The 14,944-nt window shown below is 73.1% G+C and carries 12 protein-coding genes; 2 read left to right on the top strand and 10 right to left on the bottom strand.

The genetic code is table 11. The features are described 5' to 3' along the window. Positions 1–45: 45 nt before the first annotated feature. Entirely contained in the window at positions 46–1,704 is a 1,659-nt protein-coding gene (cimA, locus tag ABWU78_RS00115; RefSeq protein ID WP_439157217.1) for a citramalate synthase, read from the bottom strand. A gap of 337 nt (positions 1,705–2,041) precedes the next feature. On the opposite strand from cimA, the gene ABWU78_RS00110 reads away from it, so the two are divergent. Then, positions 2,042–2,635, top strand: coding sequence for a hypothetical protein (locus ABWU78_RS00110; RefSeq protein ID WP_253050588.1), 594 nt, complete (start codon positions 2,042–2,044; stop codon positions 2,633–2,635). 111 nt (positions 2,636–2,746) lie between these two features. Here the strand turns inward: ABWU78_RS00110 and ABWU78_RS00105 are convergent, their stop codons facing one another. After that, positions 2,747–3,880 carry a branched-chain amino acid aminotransferase gene (locus ABWU78_RS00105; protein ID WP_253050590.1) on the bottom strand — a complete coding sequence of 378 codons (1,134 nt, stop codon included), beginning with the start codon at positions 3,878–3,880 and terminating at the stop codon, positions 2,747–2,749. A 207-nt stretch (positions 3,881–4,087) separates the two neighbouring features. Next, positions 4,088–5,131 carry a 3-isopropylmalate dehydrogenase gene (locus ABWU78_RS00100; protein WP_353708837.1) on the bottom strand — a complete coding sequence of 348 codons (1,044 nt, stop codon included), beginning with the start codon at positions 5,129–5,131 and terminating at the stop codon, positions 4,088–4,090. A 131-nt stretch (positions 5,132–5,262) separates the two neighbouring features. On the opposite strand from ABWU78_RS00100, the gene ABWU78_RS00095 reads away from it, so the two are divergent. After that, positions 5,263–6,480, top strand: a complete 1,218-nt coding sequence (locus ABWU78_RS00095) for an ROK family transcriptional regulator (protein ID WP_439157216.1) — start codon at positions 5,263–5,265, stop codon at positions 6,478–6,480. A 68-nt stretch (positions 6,481–6,548) separates the two neighbouring features. On the opposite strand, the gene ABWU78_RS00090 is transcribed toward ABWU78_RS00095, so the two are convergent. From ABWU78_RS00090 to ABWU78_RS00060, 7 genes are all read right to left on the bottom strand, one after another. After that, a complete protein-coding gene (locus ABWU78_RS00090; protein ID WP_439157215.1) occupies positions 6,549–7,088 on the bottom strand; it encodes an ASCH domain-containing protein in 540 nt (179 codons plus the stop codon). 5 nt (positions 7,089–7,093) lie between these two features. Beyond that, on the bottom strand, positions 7,094–7,837 hold the full coding sequence (locus tag ABWU78_RS00085; RefSeq protein ID WP_439157214.1) for a cysteine hydrolase family protein: 744 nt from the start codon (positions 7,835–7,837) through the stop codon (positions 7,094–7,096). Between the two features lie 160 nt (positions 7,838–7,997). Continuing rightward, positions 7,998–9,023 (bottom strand): ketol-acid reductoisomerase, encoded by a 1,026-nt coding sequence (gene ilvC, locus ABWU78_RS00080; RefSeq protein WP_439157213.1) that lies wholly within the window; start codon positions 9,021–9,023, stop codon positions 7,998–8,000. Between the two features lie 117 nt (positions 9,024–9,140). Beyond that, positions 9,141–9,665 carry an acetolactate synthase small subunit gene (gene ilvN, locus ABWU78_RS00075; protein ID WP_047232530.1) on the bottom strand — a complete coding sequence of 175 codons (525 nt, stop codon included), beginning with the start codon at positions 9,663–9,665 and terminating at the stop codon, positions 9,141–9,143. Positions 9,666–9,671: 6 nt separating this feature from the next. Next, entirely contained in the window at positions 9,672–11,585 is a 1,914-nt protein-coding gene (locus ABWU78_RS00070) for an acetolactate synthase large subunit (RefSeq protein ID WP_439157212.1), read from the bottom strand. Positions 11,586–11,962: 377 nt separating this feature from the next. Next, positions 11,963–13,831, bottom strand: coding sequence for an alpha-glucosidase (locus ABWU78_RS00065; RefSeq protein WP_439157211.1), 1,869 nt, complete (start codon positions 13,829–13,831; stop codon positions 11,963–11,965). 19 nt (positions 13,832–13,850) lie between these two features. Next, positions 13,851–14,900: a DUF4037 domain-containing protein gene (locus ABWU78_RS00060; RefSeq protein WP_439157210.1), complete on the bottom strand. Its 1,050-nt coding sequence runs from the start codon at positions 14,898–14,900 to the stop codon at positions 13,851–13,853. Between the last annotated feature and the right edge of the window lie 44 nt (positions 14,901–14,944).

Below are 14,944 nucleotides of genomic sequence, written 5' to 3'. Positions count from 1 at the left end.
CCCCGGCTCGACGGGAGACGTCGGTCACGGGGGTCCGGTGACGGCTCAGCGCGGGTCGACGCCCGCGTGGACCAGCCCGTAGATCGCGGAGTCGGTCAGCGCCTCCCAGGCGGCCTCGATGAGGTTCGGCCCGACGCCGACCGTCGACCACGAGGTCGAGCCGTCGGTCGTCTCGATGAGGACGCGCGTGATCGCGTCGGTCCCCTGCTCGGTGTCGAGGATGCGGACCTTGAAGTCGATGAGCTCGAACACGTCGATCTCGGGGTAGACGCGGCCGAGCGCGAGCCGGAGCGCGTGGTCGAGCGCGTTGACGGGCCCGTTCCCCTCGCCGGTCGTGACGATGCGCTCGCCCCCGGCGTGGAGCTTGACGGTCGCCTCCGCCGTGGCCTCGGTGCCGCGCGACCCGGCCCGCTCGACGATCGTGCGCCAGCTCTCGACGCGGAAGTACGGGGGGCGCTCGCCCGTGATCTCCTCGCGGAGCAGCAGCTCGAACGACGCGTCCGCGGCCTCGTAGGTGTAGCCGTTCGCCTCGTCGTCCTTCACGCGGTTGGTCACGCGCGTGAGGAGCTCGCCCTGGCCCGACAGGTCGAAGCCGAGCTCGCGGCCCTTGAGCTCGATCGACGCGCGACCGGCCATGTCGGAGACGAGCATGCGGATGTCGTTGCCGACCGCCGTCGGGTCGATGTGCTGGTAGAGGTCCGGGTCGACCTTGATCGCGCTCGCGTGCAGCCCCGCCTTGTGCGCGAACGCGCTCGCGCCGACGTACGGCTGGCGCGCGTACGGGGAGATGTTGGTGATCTCGCTGATCGCGTGCGAGATGCGCGTGGACTCCTCGAGCCCCTCTCCGGTCAGGGTCCGCAGCCCGTGCTTGAGCTCGAGGTTCGCGACGACCGTCAGCAGGTCGACGTTGCCCGTGCGCTCCCCGTACCCGTTGACCGTCCCCTGGACGTGGGCCGCGCCAGCCTCGACGGCCGCGAGCGTGTTCGCGACGGCGCACCCCGAGTCGTTGTGCGCGTGCATGCCGAGCAGCGCGTCGCCCGGGAGCGCGTCGCGCCCGTGCGGGAGCCCGACGGCGTCGCGCAGCTCCTCGACGATCTCGACGACCCAGGTCGGCAGCATCCCGCCGTTGGTGTCGCACAGGGCGACGACCTCGGCCCCGGCCTCGAACGCGGCCTGCACGGCGGAGCGCGTGAACGCCGGGTCGTGCCGGTAGCCGTCGAAGAAGTGCTCCGCGTCGACGACGACCCGCCGGCCCTCGCCCACGAGGAACGACACCGTGTCGGTGATCATGGCGAGCCCCTCCTCGGGCGTCGTGCGCAGCGCACGCTCGACGTGCCGCACGTCCGACTTGGCGACGAGCGTCACGACGGGCGCCTCGGAGTCGACGAGCGCCCGGACCTGCGGGTCGTCCCACGCGCGCAGCCCGGCCTTGCGGGTCGAGCCGAACGCCGCGAGCACGGCGTGGCGCAGGTCGAGCTCCTTGGCCGCGCGGCGGAAGAACTCCGTGTCCTTGGGCACCGCGCCCGGCCAGCCGCCCTCGATGAACCCGACGCCGAGCTCGTCGAGCAGCGGGGCGATGGCGAGCTTGTCGGCGACGGAGAGGTTCATGCCCTCCTGCTGCGCGCCGTCGCGCAGGGTCGTGTCGTAGACGTGGAAGACCCGGGACTCGCGGGGGCCGGTCACGGGGGTCGTCGCCGAGGTCATGGTGCCTCTTCCTGCCGTTCGTCGTGTCGCGGACGCCGCAGCGCCCGCCCCTCTGGTCCGTCTCCCAGGACGCCGGGCGGGGCCCTCGTGAGGCGGGAGGCCCGGCATCCGTGCCGCCGGGCGGGGGTGGCGCCCAGCAACAAAAAAACCCCCCGAGGGTGCGGGAGGTCTGCGCGTCCGGTGAGTGCTACCGGGCGCGCTACTCGATAATGAGCTGGGAGACGAGGTGTGTCACAGGGCACATGGTGCCACAGGTTCGGCGAGGATGGACACGAGCGTCCATCCACCGAGCCGCCCACCGCCCTCTGGCGCGGCGGCGACCGACCGAGGAGTGACGATGAGCGACCCGACGCCGGGCGGCTACGACCCGCAGAACCCCCCGACGCGCCGGTACGGGCAGCCCCCCGTGCCGCAGCACGCCCAGCCCCCCGCGATCCCCCCGACGGACCCGCAGGCCGGCTTCCCCGAGCAGAGGCCGCCCGTCAATCCCGCGGACCCGCGCCTCGCGGTCGAGGCGGGCCGGTTCTGGGCGGGCGCCGCGGCGACGGCGCTCGTCGCCGCGCTCATCGGGCTGCTCGGCGTGATCATCTTCGAGCGCATCTTCGCGATCACGCTCGTGCCGCCGCCCGACCTGTTCGGCACGGGGTCGCGCCAGGCCGCGTGGGCGATCGACGGGGCGATCCTCGCCGTCCTCGCGGCGGGCGTCCTGCACCTGCTCATCCTCAGCACGCCGCGCCCGCGCGCGTTCTTCGGCTGGATCATGGCGCTCGTCATCGTCGTGATCGCGGTGCTCCCGTTCGCCTGGTCGAGCGACGTCACGGCGGCGGCCCTGTCCGGGCTCATCAACCTGCTGATCGGCATCGCGGTCTGGTCGCTGCTCGCGGGAGTCGCCGGGCGCACCATCGTCGTGCGGCCGGCGACCGCCGTCTGATTCACCGGTCGTCGCGCGTCCCACGCGCCGACCGACACGCACGACGACGGGGTGCCCCTCTCGCGGGAGGGGCACCCCGTCGTCGTGCCGGGTGCGGACGGGCCGCCGGCCTCAGGCGAGGCGGCGCAGCCAGCCGTGGCGGTCGGCCGCGCGCCCGGTCTGGATGTCGGTGAGCTCGGCGCGGATCGCCATGGTGAGCGACCCCGCCTCGCCGCCGCCGATGGTGTGGTCGAAGTCGGACCCCGCGAGGCGCCCGATGGGGGTGATGACGGCGGCCGTGCCGCACGCGAACACCTCGGTCACGGAGCCGTCCTGAATCCCGGCGAGGACGTCGGTGAGCGGGATGCGGCGCTCGACCACGTCGTGCCCGCGGTCGGTGAGGAGGCGGATGATCGACGAGCGCGTCACGCCCTCGAGGATCGAGCCGCTGAGCTCGGGGGTCTCGACCGAGCCGTCCGCCTTGACGACGAACACGTTCATGCCACCGAGCTCCTCGAGGAACGTCCGCGTGCCGGAGTCGAGGAAGCACACCTGCTCGCACCCGTGCTGCTGCGCGACCACCTGCGGGAGCAGGCTGGAGGCGTAGTTGCCGCCGCACTTCGCGTCACCGGTGCCCCCGGCGCCCGCGCGGCTGTACTCGCGGTCGACCCAGATGGACACGGGCTTCACGCCGCCCGAGAAGTAGGGCCCCACCGGGGAGGCGATCACCAGGTACTCGGCCTCGAGCGACGGACGCACGCCGAGGAACGCCTCCGACGCGTACATGAACGGGCGCAGGTAGAGGCTCGCCTCGTCGCCGCTGGGCACCCAGTCGACGTCCGTGCGCACGAGCGCCGTGATCGACCCGACGAAGTCGTCGACGGACAGGGCCGGGAGCGCGAGGCGGTGGGCCGAGCGGGCGAAGCGCGCCGCGTTCGCCTCGGGGCGGAACGTCCACACCGACCCGTCGGCGTGGCGGTACGCCTTCATGCCCTCGAAGATCTCCTGCGCGTAGTGCAGGACGGCGGTCGCCGGGTCCAGCAGGAGGGGGCCGTACTTCTCGATGCGGCGGTCGACCCACCCGTCCGTCGAGTTCCAGCTGATCCGCGCCATGTGGTCCGTGAAGACCGTGCCGAACTTCGGGGCCGCGATCGCGGCCTCGCGCTCGGCGGGCGGCGTCGGGGCGTCCGTCGGGCGGACGTCGAACAGGGCGATGAGGTCTTCCTCCGAGGAGGACGGCTGGTGCTGCGCTGCGAGGGTGCTCATCATGAGGCCTTTCACCTGGCGACCCGGGTGGTCTCCGCCTAGTTTTCCACGACCGCACGGCTCGTGCGGCGATCCGCGCGAGGGTACGACGACGGCAGGCGTCACCGGGTCAGAACGGGAGGGATCCGGTCCTGGGGCGATGACGACCGAGGTGCGGGGACTGCGGGCGAACCGGTGCCCGGGTCCGTGCGGGACCCGGGCGGCGTGTCAGCCGGCGACGCGAGCGGCGAGCTCGCGGCCCACCTCGGCCGTCGAGCGTACTCGGCTCCCCCGCTCGGCGAGGTCGGCCGCGACGGCCGCCTCGACGCGCTTCGCCTCGTCGCCGAGGCCCAGGTGGTCGAGGAGCAGCGCGACCGACAGCACCGTGGCGGTCGGGTCGGCCTTGCCCTGCCCGGCGATGTCCGGCGCCGAGCCGTGCACGGGCTCGAACATCGACGGCGCCGTGCGGTCGGGGTTGATGTTCGCGGACGCGGCGAGGCCGATCCCGCCCGTGATCGCGGCGGCCTGGTCCGTGAGGATGTCCCCGAACAGGTTGTCCGTGACGATGACGTCGAACCGCGACGGCTTCGTCGTGAGGAAGATGGTCGCCGCGTCGACGTGCAGGTAGTCCGTCGTGACGTCGGGGAACTCGGCGTTGACGGCCTCGACCGTCCGGCGCCACAGGTGGCCCGCGTGCACGAGGACGTTGTGCTTGTGCACGAGCGTGAGGTGCTTGCGCGGGCGCGCCTGGGCACGGGCGAACGCGTCGCGCACGACGCGCTCGACGCCGAACGCCGTGTTGAGGGAGACCTCGGTCGCGATCTCGTGGGGCGTGCCGGTGCGCAGCGAGCCGCCGTTGCCGACGTACGGGCCCTCGGTGCCCTCGCGCACCACGACGAAGTCGATCTCGCCCGGGTCGGCGAGGGGCGAGGTGACGCCCGGGTACAGCTTGCCCGGGCGCAGGTTCACGTAGTGGTCGAGCGCGAAGCGGAGCTTGAGCAGCAGGCCGCGCTCAAGCACGCCCGACGGGACGCTGGGGTCGCCGATCGCGCCCAGGAGGATCGCGTCGTGGCCGCGGATCGCGTCGAGGTCCGCGTCGGTGAGCGTCTCCCCCGTCGCGTGCCAGCGGCGCGCACCCAGGTCGAACGGCGTCGTGGAGACCTTCACGTCCGAGCCGGACACGGCGGCCTCGAGCACGGCGAGGCCCTGCTCGACGACCTCGGTACCGATGCCGTCCCCGGCCACGACTGCCAGATCAATGGTGCGCGTCATGCCGTGAGCCTACGCCGCCGCGCCACCCCTCGGGACGACGGTCTCACGTCTCGGACTGCGCTCGAGTTGCGCGACGGGGCGAGACAGGGCACTATTAGGAAACTTTCCTAAAGCCCGCCCGAAGGAACGCCATGACCGCGCCCACCTCGTCGAGGATCCCCGGCACGCCGGGGCTGCTCCGCACGATCAACGATCGCGCGGCGCTCGAGCTCCTGCTCGACGCCGGGCCGCTCACCCGGTCCCAGATCGGCGACAGCACGGGCGTGTCCCGACCGACGGCCTCGCAGATCGTCGCACGGCTCGAGCAGTCCGGACTCATCGAGCCCACCGGCTCCGTGCAGGGGGCACGCGGGCCGCAGGCGACACAGTACGCCGCACGCACCGACGTCCTCGTCGGGCTCGCGCTCGACGTCGTGCCCGACGGCGTGCGGGCGAGCGTCGTCGACGCGCTCGGCCGGACGCTCGGCGAGACCACCGTCGCCGCGGGCCCGGACCGCGCCGCCGCGACCGACGTCCGCACGGCGCGCGACGAGGCCTGCGCGGACGCGGGCATCCCGGTCGCGCGCGTGGCGACCGCCGTCGTCGGCGTCCAGGCGGCCGTCGCCCCGCGCACGGGCGACATCGCCCTCGTCGGCGAGCTGCCCGGCTGGCCGCGCCAGGGGCTCCGGGGGCATCTCGAGGACGCCCTCGGCATCGACGTGCGCGTCGAGAACGACGTGAACCTCGCCGCGATCGCCGAGCGCGACGCGGGTCGCGACGAGCAGAGCTTCGCCCTGCTGTGGCTCGGCGAGGGCATCGGCATGGGGGCGTGGCTCGAGGGCCGCGTCCACCACGGCACCTCGGGCGGCGCCGGCGAGATCGGCTACCTCCCCGTCCCCGCCACCGGGATCGACGACTCCGTCAACGTGCAGGACCTCGTCGGGGGCCTGCGGCTCGTCGAGCTCTGCGCCCGGGCGGGCGTCCCCGGGGTCACGGAGTCCACCCCCTACGCCGCGGCCGTCGCCGCGATCCGCGAGCACGGCGACACGGCCGCCGTCCGCGCGCTCGTGCAGGATCTCGCCCGTCGCGTCGCGATCGTGCTCCAGCCCGTCGTGGCGATCCTCGAGCCCGACGCCGTCGTGCTCGGCGGGCCGACGGGGGTCGCGTGCGGCGCGGGGCTCGCCGAGGCCACCGCCACCGCTCTCCGCGGCACCGACCAGCGGACGGGAGCGGTCGTCGCGACCGCCGTGCCCGAGCTCGCGGTCCTGCGCGGGGCGCGCTCCGTCGTCGCGCAGGACGTGCGCACGCTCCTGCTCGCCGCAGCGGGCCGACCGGACCACCCGGTCGGCCCGTCATCGATCCCGGGGTAGTCCTCTTCACCTGCCCCGCGAGCGGTGGCCGGCCGACCGTGGCACGGCCGGCCACCGCTCATCCCGCCTCAGCGCGGGTAGCGCAGCTCGAACCGCTCGCACACGAGCGGCATGTCGGGAGCGAACTCTCGCTCCAGCACGCGCCGGAAGTACGTCTCGTGACCGTCGCGCCACGACTCGAGGGAGCCGTCGTCCTCCCCCTCCGCCAGGGCGAAGTCCGCGTCGACGTCCTCGAACGCGACGATCTCGACCGACGTCGTCCGGACGAGCGCCCGCGGGTGCCCGGCACCGTCGAGCAGGATCGACAGCTCGCCGACGCGCGGGACGGGCTCCCCCGAGTCCTCGTACTCCCACAGCGCGGACGACGTCGCGGTCTTCTCCCCGCTCAGCACCGCCGCGAGCAGGTCGTCGGCCAGCGCGGGGTTGTCGCCGAACGACCACGCGGGCGGCGGCACCGTCTCGGAGACCGTGGTGCCGGTGACCACGCCCACCCGCGCCATCCCGGCGCTCGGCCGTGCCAGCTCCCAGAACGCGAGGATCTCCGCCGCCCTCTCGTCCACCACCACGTCGTCCGTCACCGGTTCCCCCTCGTGCGCCTGTCGGGTCATGCCCCCTATCGTGGCGTACCGAGGGTCGATGTGCCCGATCTCTCGCGGTTCGTCCCGCTCGTGTCGCACCGAGCGACGGCCCCGGCCACCGCCGCGACGACGGCCGACGAGGGACGCAGCACGACACCCATTCCCACGACCTGGGCGAGGCCCTCCTCGGTCGTGCCGGAGACGGCGTCGGGCACGACGACGGCCCGCAGATCCCGCTCGCTCGCGTCGGTGAGCGTCGCGCGCGGGCAGTTCGGGAAGTTGCAGCCCGCCACGACGACGGTGTCGACGCCGCGCTCACGCAGGAGACCCTCGAGCGGGGTGCGGTGGAACGCGCTCCACCGAGGCTTCCACACGACGATCTCGCCAGGCCCGAGGTCCTGTGGACGCCCGGCGAGCAGCACGTCGGGATCGAGCGGGGGCGCGCCCGCCGGCACGAGCTCGGGAAGGATCGCGGAGCCCGGCGTGCCCGGACGCACCACGGCGGCGCCGTCGCCGATCGCCCGGCGCCGCACCAGGTCCACGTCGTCCCCGTCGTACAGGCGCACGACGTGGACGACAGGCAGGCCCGCCCGCCGGTACGCCTCGACGAGCGAGGTGAGCGCGGGCACGACCTCCCGCGTTCCCGCGACGGGCGTGCTCCCGCCCTCGGCGAAGTCGACCTGCGTGTCGATCACCAGCAGCGCCGACGTCTCCCAGTGCGGAGCCAGGAACGGATCCAGCAGCTCGTCGTGCGCGGCCGGCGGTGCCGTCGTCGTCACGGTGCCTCCTTGGTCGGCACGGTCGCGTGCCTGGTTGCCGCGAGGACGGGCGGGACGATCCCGGTCGCGCCGCGCGAGGGCGGGGTGGCCCGAGAGCCCGAGGCGGAGCCGACGTCGCGCACGACGCCGGCTCCGCCTCGGGCAGGCAGGACGGCCTGCGTCAGCGTGCGGCGCTGCCCTCGGTGTAGTCGGCGTCCTGCTGCTTCCACGCGAACAGCGACCGCAGCTCCTTGCCGACCTTCTCGATCGGGTGCTGCGCGGCCTTCTCGCGGAGCGCCGTGAACTCCGGCGCGCCGGCGTCCTGGTCGTCGATGAAGCGCTTGGCGAACGCGCCGGACTGGATGTCCGCGAGGACGCCCTGCATGTTCTCCTTGACGCGCGGGTCGATGACGCGCGGGCCGGAGACGTAGTCGCCGTACTCGGCGGTGTCGGAGACGGACCAACGCTGCTTGGCGATGCCGCCCTCCCACATGAGGTCCACGATGAGCTTGAGCTCGTGCAGCACCTCGAAGTAGGCGATCTCCGGCTGGTAGCCGGCCTCGGTGAGGGTCTCGAACCCGTACTGGACGAGCTGCGACACGCCACCGCACAGGACGGCCTGCTCGCCGAACAGGTCGGTCTCGGTCTCCTCGGTGAACGTCGTCTTGATGACCCCGGCGCGCGTGCCGCCGATCGCCTTCGCGTACGACAGCGCGACGTCCCACGCCTGGCCCGACGCGTCCTTCTCGACGGCGATGATGTCGGGGATGCCGCGGCCCGCGACGAACTCGCGGCGCACGGTGTGGCCCGGCGCCTTGGGCGCGACGAGGATGACGTCGACGCCGTCGGGGGCCTCGATGTAGCCGAACCGGATGTTGAAGCCGTGCGCGAAGGCGAGCGTCTTGCCGGCGGCGAGGTTCGGCTTGATCTCGTCGTTGTAGATCGAGCGCTGGTGCTGGTCCGGCGCGAGGATCATGATCAGGTCGGCCCACGCCGCGGCGTCGGCGACGGACTTCACCTCGAAGCCCTCGTCCTGGGCCTTGGCGGTCGACTTCGAGCCCTCGCGGAGGGCGACGACGACCTCGACGCCGGAGTCGCGCAGGTTCTGGGCGTGCGCGTGGCCCTGGCTCCCGTAGCCGACGATCGCGACCTTCTTGGCCTGGATGATGGACAGGTCGGCGTCGTCGTCGTAGAACAGCTCAGCCACGATGGATCTCCTCGGTTCTTCGTTGCGGTGCAGGGGTCTGTTGCGATGTCTCGCGGTGGAACGACGATCGGTGCGCACCGACGCCCGTGCGGGTCTTGGTGCGAGGGTAGGCGATCGTCAGGCGGAGCGGACCACGCGTTCCAGCGCGCGGTCGGTGATCGAGCGGGAGCCGCGCCCGACGGCGACGGTCCCCGACTTCACGATCTCGCGCACGCCGTACGGCTCGAGCGCGCCGAGCAGGGCGTTCAGCTTCTCGCCGGTGCCCGTCGCCTCGATGGTCACGGCGTCGGGCACGACGTCGACGACCTTCGCGCGGAACAGGTTGACGACCTCGAGCACGCCCGTGCGGTTCGCGCCGTCGGCGCGGACCTTGACGAGCAGGAGCTCGCGCTGCACGGACGCGGCCGCGTCGAGCTCGACGATCTTGATGACGTTGACCAGCTTGTTGAGCTGCTTCGTCACCTGCTCGAGCGGGCGCTCCTCGACGTCGACGACGACGGTGATGCGCGAGATCTCCTCGTGCTCGGTCGGGCCGACCGCGAGCGAGTGGATGTTGAAGGCGCGACGGGCGAACAGGCCCGCGACGCGCGTGAGCACGCCGGGCTTGTTCTCGACGAGCACGGAGAGGGTGTGGCGGGACATGGCGGGTCAGTCCTCTCGGTCCCACGCGGGCGAGATGCCCCGCGCGTACTGGATGTCGTCGTTGCTCACGCCGGCGGCGACCATCGGCCACACCATCGCGTCGCGGGAGACGTTGAAGTCGATGACCACGGGGCGGTCGTCGATCTCCATCGCGCGCTTGATCGCGGCGTCGACCTCGCCCATCGACTCGACGCGGATGCCCTCGCACCCGTACGCGTCGGCGAGCTTGACGAAGTCGGGGACGCGCGCCGTGCCGTGCCCGGTGTGCAGGTCGGTGTTGGAGTAGCGCTTGTCGTAGAACAGGGTCTGCCACTGGCGCACCATGCCGAGCGAGGAGTTGTTGATCAGCGCGACCTTGATCGGGATCTCGTTGATCGTGCAGGTGGCGAGCTCCTGGTTGGTCATCTGGAAGCAGCCGTCGCCGTCGATCGCCCACACGGTGGCGTCTGGGCGGCCGACCTTCGCGCCCATCGCCGCGGGGATCGAGAAACCCATGGTGCCGAGGCCGCCGGAGTTGATCCAGGTGCGCGGGTGCTCGTACCGGATGAACTGCGCCGCCCACATCTGGTGCTGGCCGACGCCCGCGACGTAGACCGACTCGGGGCCGGAGATCTCGCCGAGACGCGAGATGACGTGCTGCGGGGCGAGGTGACCGTCGTCGGGCTGGGTGTACCCGAGGGGGTAGGTCTCGCGCCAGTCGTCGATCTGGCGCCACCAGGCCTCGACGTCCGGCTTCCCCTTGGCCTCGTGCTCGCGCTCGAGCTCGGGAAGCAGGTCGGCGATGACCTCCTTGAGGTCGCCGACGATCGGGACGTCCACGTCGCGGTTCTTGCCGATCTCCGCCGGGTCGATGTCCGCGTGCACGACCTGCGCGTGCGGCGCGAAGCTCGAGAGCTTGCCCGTGACGCGGTCGTCGAAGCGCGCGCCGAGGGACACGACGAGGTCGGCCTTCTGCAGCGCCGCCACGGCGGGGACGGTGCCGTGCATGCCGGGCATCCCGAGGTTCTGGGGGTGCGTGTCGGGCACGGCGCCGCGCGCCATGAGCGTCGTGACGACCGGCGCGCCCGACAGGTCGACGAGGCGGCGCAGCTCGGCCGACGCGTTCGCGCGGACCACGCCGCCGCCCACGTAGAGCACCGGGCGCCGGGCCGACGCGAGCAGGCGCGCGGCCTCCTTGATCTGCTTGCTGTGCGGCTTCGTCACCGGGTGGTAGCCCGGGAGCTGTACGTCCTGGGGCCACGAGAACGTCGTGCGCGACTGCATCGCCGACTTCGCGATGTCCACGAGCACCGGGCCGGGACGGCCCGTCGAGGCGATGTGGAACGCCTCCGCGATGGTGCGCGGGATGTCGTCGGGGTCGGTGACGAGGAAGTTGTGCTTGGTGATCGGCAGCGTGATGCCGACGATGTCCGCCTCCTGGAAGGCGTCCGTGCCGATCGCCCCCGCGGCGACCTGGCCGGTGATCGCGACGAGCGGGATCGAGTCCATGTTCGCGTCGGCGATGGGGGTGACGAGGTTGGTCGCGCCCGGGCCCGAGGTCGCCATCGTGACGCCGACCTTCCCGGTCGCGTGGGCGTAGCCCTGCGCGGCGTGGCCGCCGCCCTGCTCGTGGCGGACGAGGATGTGGCGCAGCCGCTGGGAGTCCATGAGCGGGTCGTACGTCGGGAGGATCGCGCCACCCGGGATGCCGAAGACGACCTCGGCGCCGACCTCCTCGAGGGAGCGGACGATCGACTGCGCGCCGGTCATCTCCTCACCGGTCGAGGTGCCCTGCGTGCTGCCGGCCGGGCGAGCCGTGGCAGCGCGCCGGACGTCGCCGCGCGGGGCGACCGACGCGGGTGTCGGGGCGGGCTTCGGCGCCGGCGCCGCGGGCGTCGGGGCCCCCGGTCGCGGAGGTGCCGGGGTGGGACCCTGGGCCATGGTGTCTCCTGCGTGTCGTGGCCTCGGCCCGGCGGGCGCCCCGTGGGGCGCTCCGCCGGGAACCGGAGCCGACCGTGGTGGTGCGGTCGTGCTGGTCGCGGTGTGCGGGTGCCGGTCCTCGCGGGTCTCGCGGGTGCGGCGCTCGCGGTGGCCTGGTGAGCCTGCCGCGGTCTGTCTGCCGTGCTGATGGCGTTGTGGTGGCAACAAAAAACCCCTCGGACCCGGGATGCCGGGCTGGACGAGGGGTGAGCGCGCTGACGAAGCCTGGTTGCGTGGCCTCAGCCGGCGCGCTCAGGAAGTACTACAAGGAGGATCGTCTGCACGTCATGGGACTGTACGCCCATGTCTCGGCGATGTCACGTGTCGAGGCGCCCGTCTCACGCACTGGGACGTGCGGCATCCTCGCCCACCCGGCGGAGCACCCGTCCCTCCCACGGCAACAGGTGCCCGACGGCGCCCGGCCGACCCTCGGCGTCGGGCCCGCCCGGGTGCGTGGCCACCAGGGTCGACGCGTCCTCCCAGCCGGCGAGGACGTCGTCCGGCACGTCCTGGGGCTGCCCGCCCACGTTCACGAGGACGAGCAGCTCGTCGCGCACGGCCGCCCCGTCCGCCCGTGTCGTGTCGAGGCCGCGCGTGAACGCGTAGACCGCCTCGTGGTCCGGCAGGAGCATGTGGAAGTCCCCGAGCGCGACGACCGGCTTGTCGCGGCGCAGGGCGACGAGCCGCCGGTAGAAGTGCAGGACCGAGTCCTCGTCGGCCCACGCCGCCTCCGCGTTGATCGCGGTGTGGTTGGGGTTGACCTCGAGCCACGGCGTCCCGGTCGTGAACCCGGCGTTCGCGCTCGCGTCCCACTGCACGGGCGTGCGGGCATGGTCGCGGCTCGCGTGCGCGAGCACGGCGAGCATCTCGCCGTCGGTGCGCAGCCGCGGTCCGCCCGTCCGGCCGGTGAGCTCGCGGAAGTACCCGAGCGACTCGACGTCCTGGTACTGCTCGACGCGCGTGAACGGCGCGTTCGTCATGCCGAGCTCCTCGCCCTGGTAGACGTACGGCGTGCCGCGGTGCAGGTGCAGCAGGAGCGCGAGCGCCTTGGCCGACGCGACGCGGTGCGCGGGTGAGTCGTCGCCGAAGCGCGAGACGACGCGCGGCTGGTCGTGGTTGTCCCAGTAGAGGGCGTTCCAGCCGCGGTCGGCGAGGCCGGCCTGCCACCGGCCGAGCGTCGCCTTGAGGTCGGCGAGCTCCCACCGGACCGGGTCGTAGCGCGTCGCCCCGTGGTCGATGCCCATGTGCTCGAACTGGAACACCATGTCGACCTCGCGACGGTCGGGGTCGGTGTACCGGACGCCGTGCTCGACGGTCACCCCCGGCGTCTCCCCCACCGTGAGGATCTCGCGGCCCTGCGCGAGGTACGGGGCGAACACCTCGCGGTGCATCTCGGCGAGGAACTCGTGCACGCGCGGCCCGTCCGTGTAGTGCGGGCTCCCGTCGCCGTACGTCCCCCAGTGCACCTCGCCGTCGGGCAGCGAGCCGTCCGGGGCGACGTCCTTGGAGATGAGGTTGATGACGTCCATGCGGAACCCGTCGACGCCGCGGTCGAGCCACCTCCGCATCATGGCGTAGACCGCGTGGCGGACCTCCGGGTTCTCCCAGTTGAGGTCCGGCTGCTTGGTGTCGAACAGGTGCAGGTAGTACTCCCCCGAGGCCTCGTCGAACCGCCACGCGCTGCCCCCGAAGAAGGAGCGCCAGTTGGTCGGCTCCGCGCCCGGCGCCCCGGGCTCCATGCCGGCGCGCGCGGGACGCCACCAGTACCAGTCGCGCCGCGGGCTCTCGGCGGACGACCGCGACTGGACGAACCACGGGTGCTCGTCGCTCGTGTGGTTGACGACGAGGTCCATGACGAGCTTCATCCCGCGCGCGTGCAGACCCTCGATGAGGGCGTCGAGGTCCGCGAGCGACCCGAACAGCGGGTCGACGTCCTCGTAGTCGCTGATGTCGTACCCGTTGTCCGCCTGCGGCGACCGGTACACCGGGGACAGCCAGACGACGTCCACGCCCAACCGCTCCAGGTGATCGAGGCGCCGGGTGATCCCGGGGAGGTCCCCGACGCCGTCGCCGTCGGTGTCCTGGAACGAGCGCGGGTACACCTGGTACACGACCGAGCGCGTCCACCAGGGTGCGTCGGCGGGCGTCTCGGCGCCGGGCCACCCGCCGCGGGGCCGGGCGTCCGGGGTGGGTGCGGACGAGGTCATCGCACGGCTTCCTCTCGGGTCACGGGGTCGTGGTCCCAGCCTGCCCGACGCCGCGCGCCGCGGCGACGCGACGGCCGGGGTCCGTGAGGACGTCGACGTCGTCGACCCACTGCTCGACCGTCCCGACGCCCGGTGGCAGCGCCCGCACGGCCGGGTCCTGGATCGCGGCCGTCACCGCGTCGGCCACCGGCCCGAGGCCCCGGTACGGCCGGTCGAAGAAGGGGACGACGACGTCGGCCACCGTCGGGAGACCCGCCTCGCCCTGGAGGTCGTGCAGGGACGCCAACCCCCGGCACAGCGCCGCCTCGCGCGGGCGCCACTCGTCGGCCACGAGCGCCGCCGCGAGGTCGGGCCCGGCGGCGGCGCCGGCGTGCGGGAGGGCGGTGAACGCCGTCCCGAACCACTTCGCATACGGGGGCCAGCACCGCTCCAGCAGGAAGCCGAGGTGCATCGCGACGCGCACGAGCCGGGCCGCGACGACGCGCGACCCGAGGTCGTCGCCGCGCTCCGCCGTCCGGCCGACGAAGGGCAGCTCCTGCCCGATCCGTGCCCAGTCGACAGCGACCGCGTACCGCCACAGGTCGTCGGGATACCAGGCGAGGCGGTCGCGCGCCGCGGTCAGCGCGCCCTCGGTGTCCACGAAGACGGGGCCCGCCGTCACCTCGAGCACCGCCTGACCGGTCAGCGCGAGCCAGTCGCCCGGGGTGAGCGGACGCGTCGCGTCGAGTCCCAGGCGGGACGTGGTGAAGCCCGACGGCGACGCGACCTCGACCTGGTGCGGGCCGTCCGGGCTCCACGTGGTCGGGAACCGGGTCGGGTGCCCGGCGAACGTGCCAGGCAGCGCCGCGTCGAGCAGCGCGTCGACCTCGTCGACCATCGGCTCGTCGACCAGCAGCGTCAGACGCAGGCCCCAGTCGTGGTCGCGCGACGTCGCGTCGTCGAGCCCGAGGACGTCGGACCCGCTCCCGAGGCGTCCCGCCGCGTGCGGCAGCCCCGGCCAGCGGCCGAGCACGATCGGCCCGACGACCTCGTCGTAGTAGCGACGCGCGAGGTCGGCCCCGGTCTCCACCCGGGCAACCTAGCGGGTCGGCGTCACGACACCCAGGGCTTTCG

The organism is Cellulosimicrobium sp. CpK407 (genome assembly GCF_051844275.1).
Lineage (GTDB): Bacteria > Actinomycetota > Actinomycetes > Actinomycetales > Cellulomonadaceae > Cellulosimicrobium > Cellulosimicrobium cellulans_G.
Note: the sequence above shows the minus strand (reverse complement) of the source record. Positions and strands in the feature narration are given on the sequence as shown.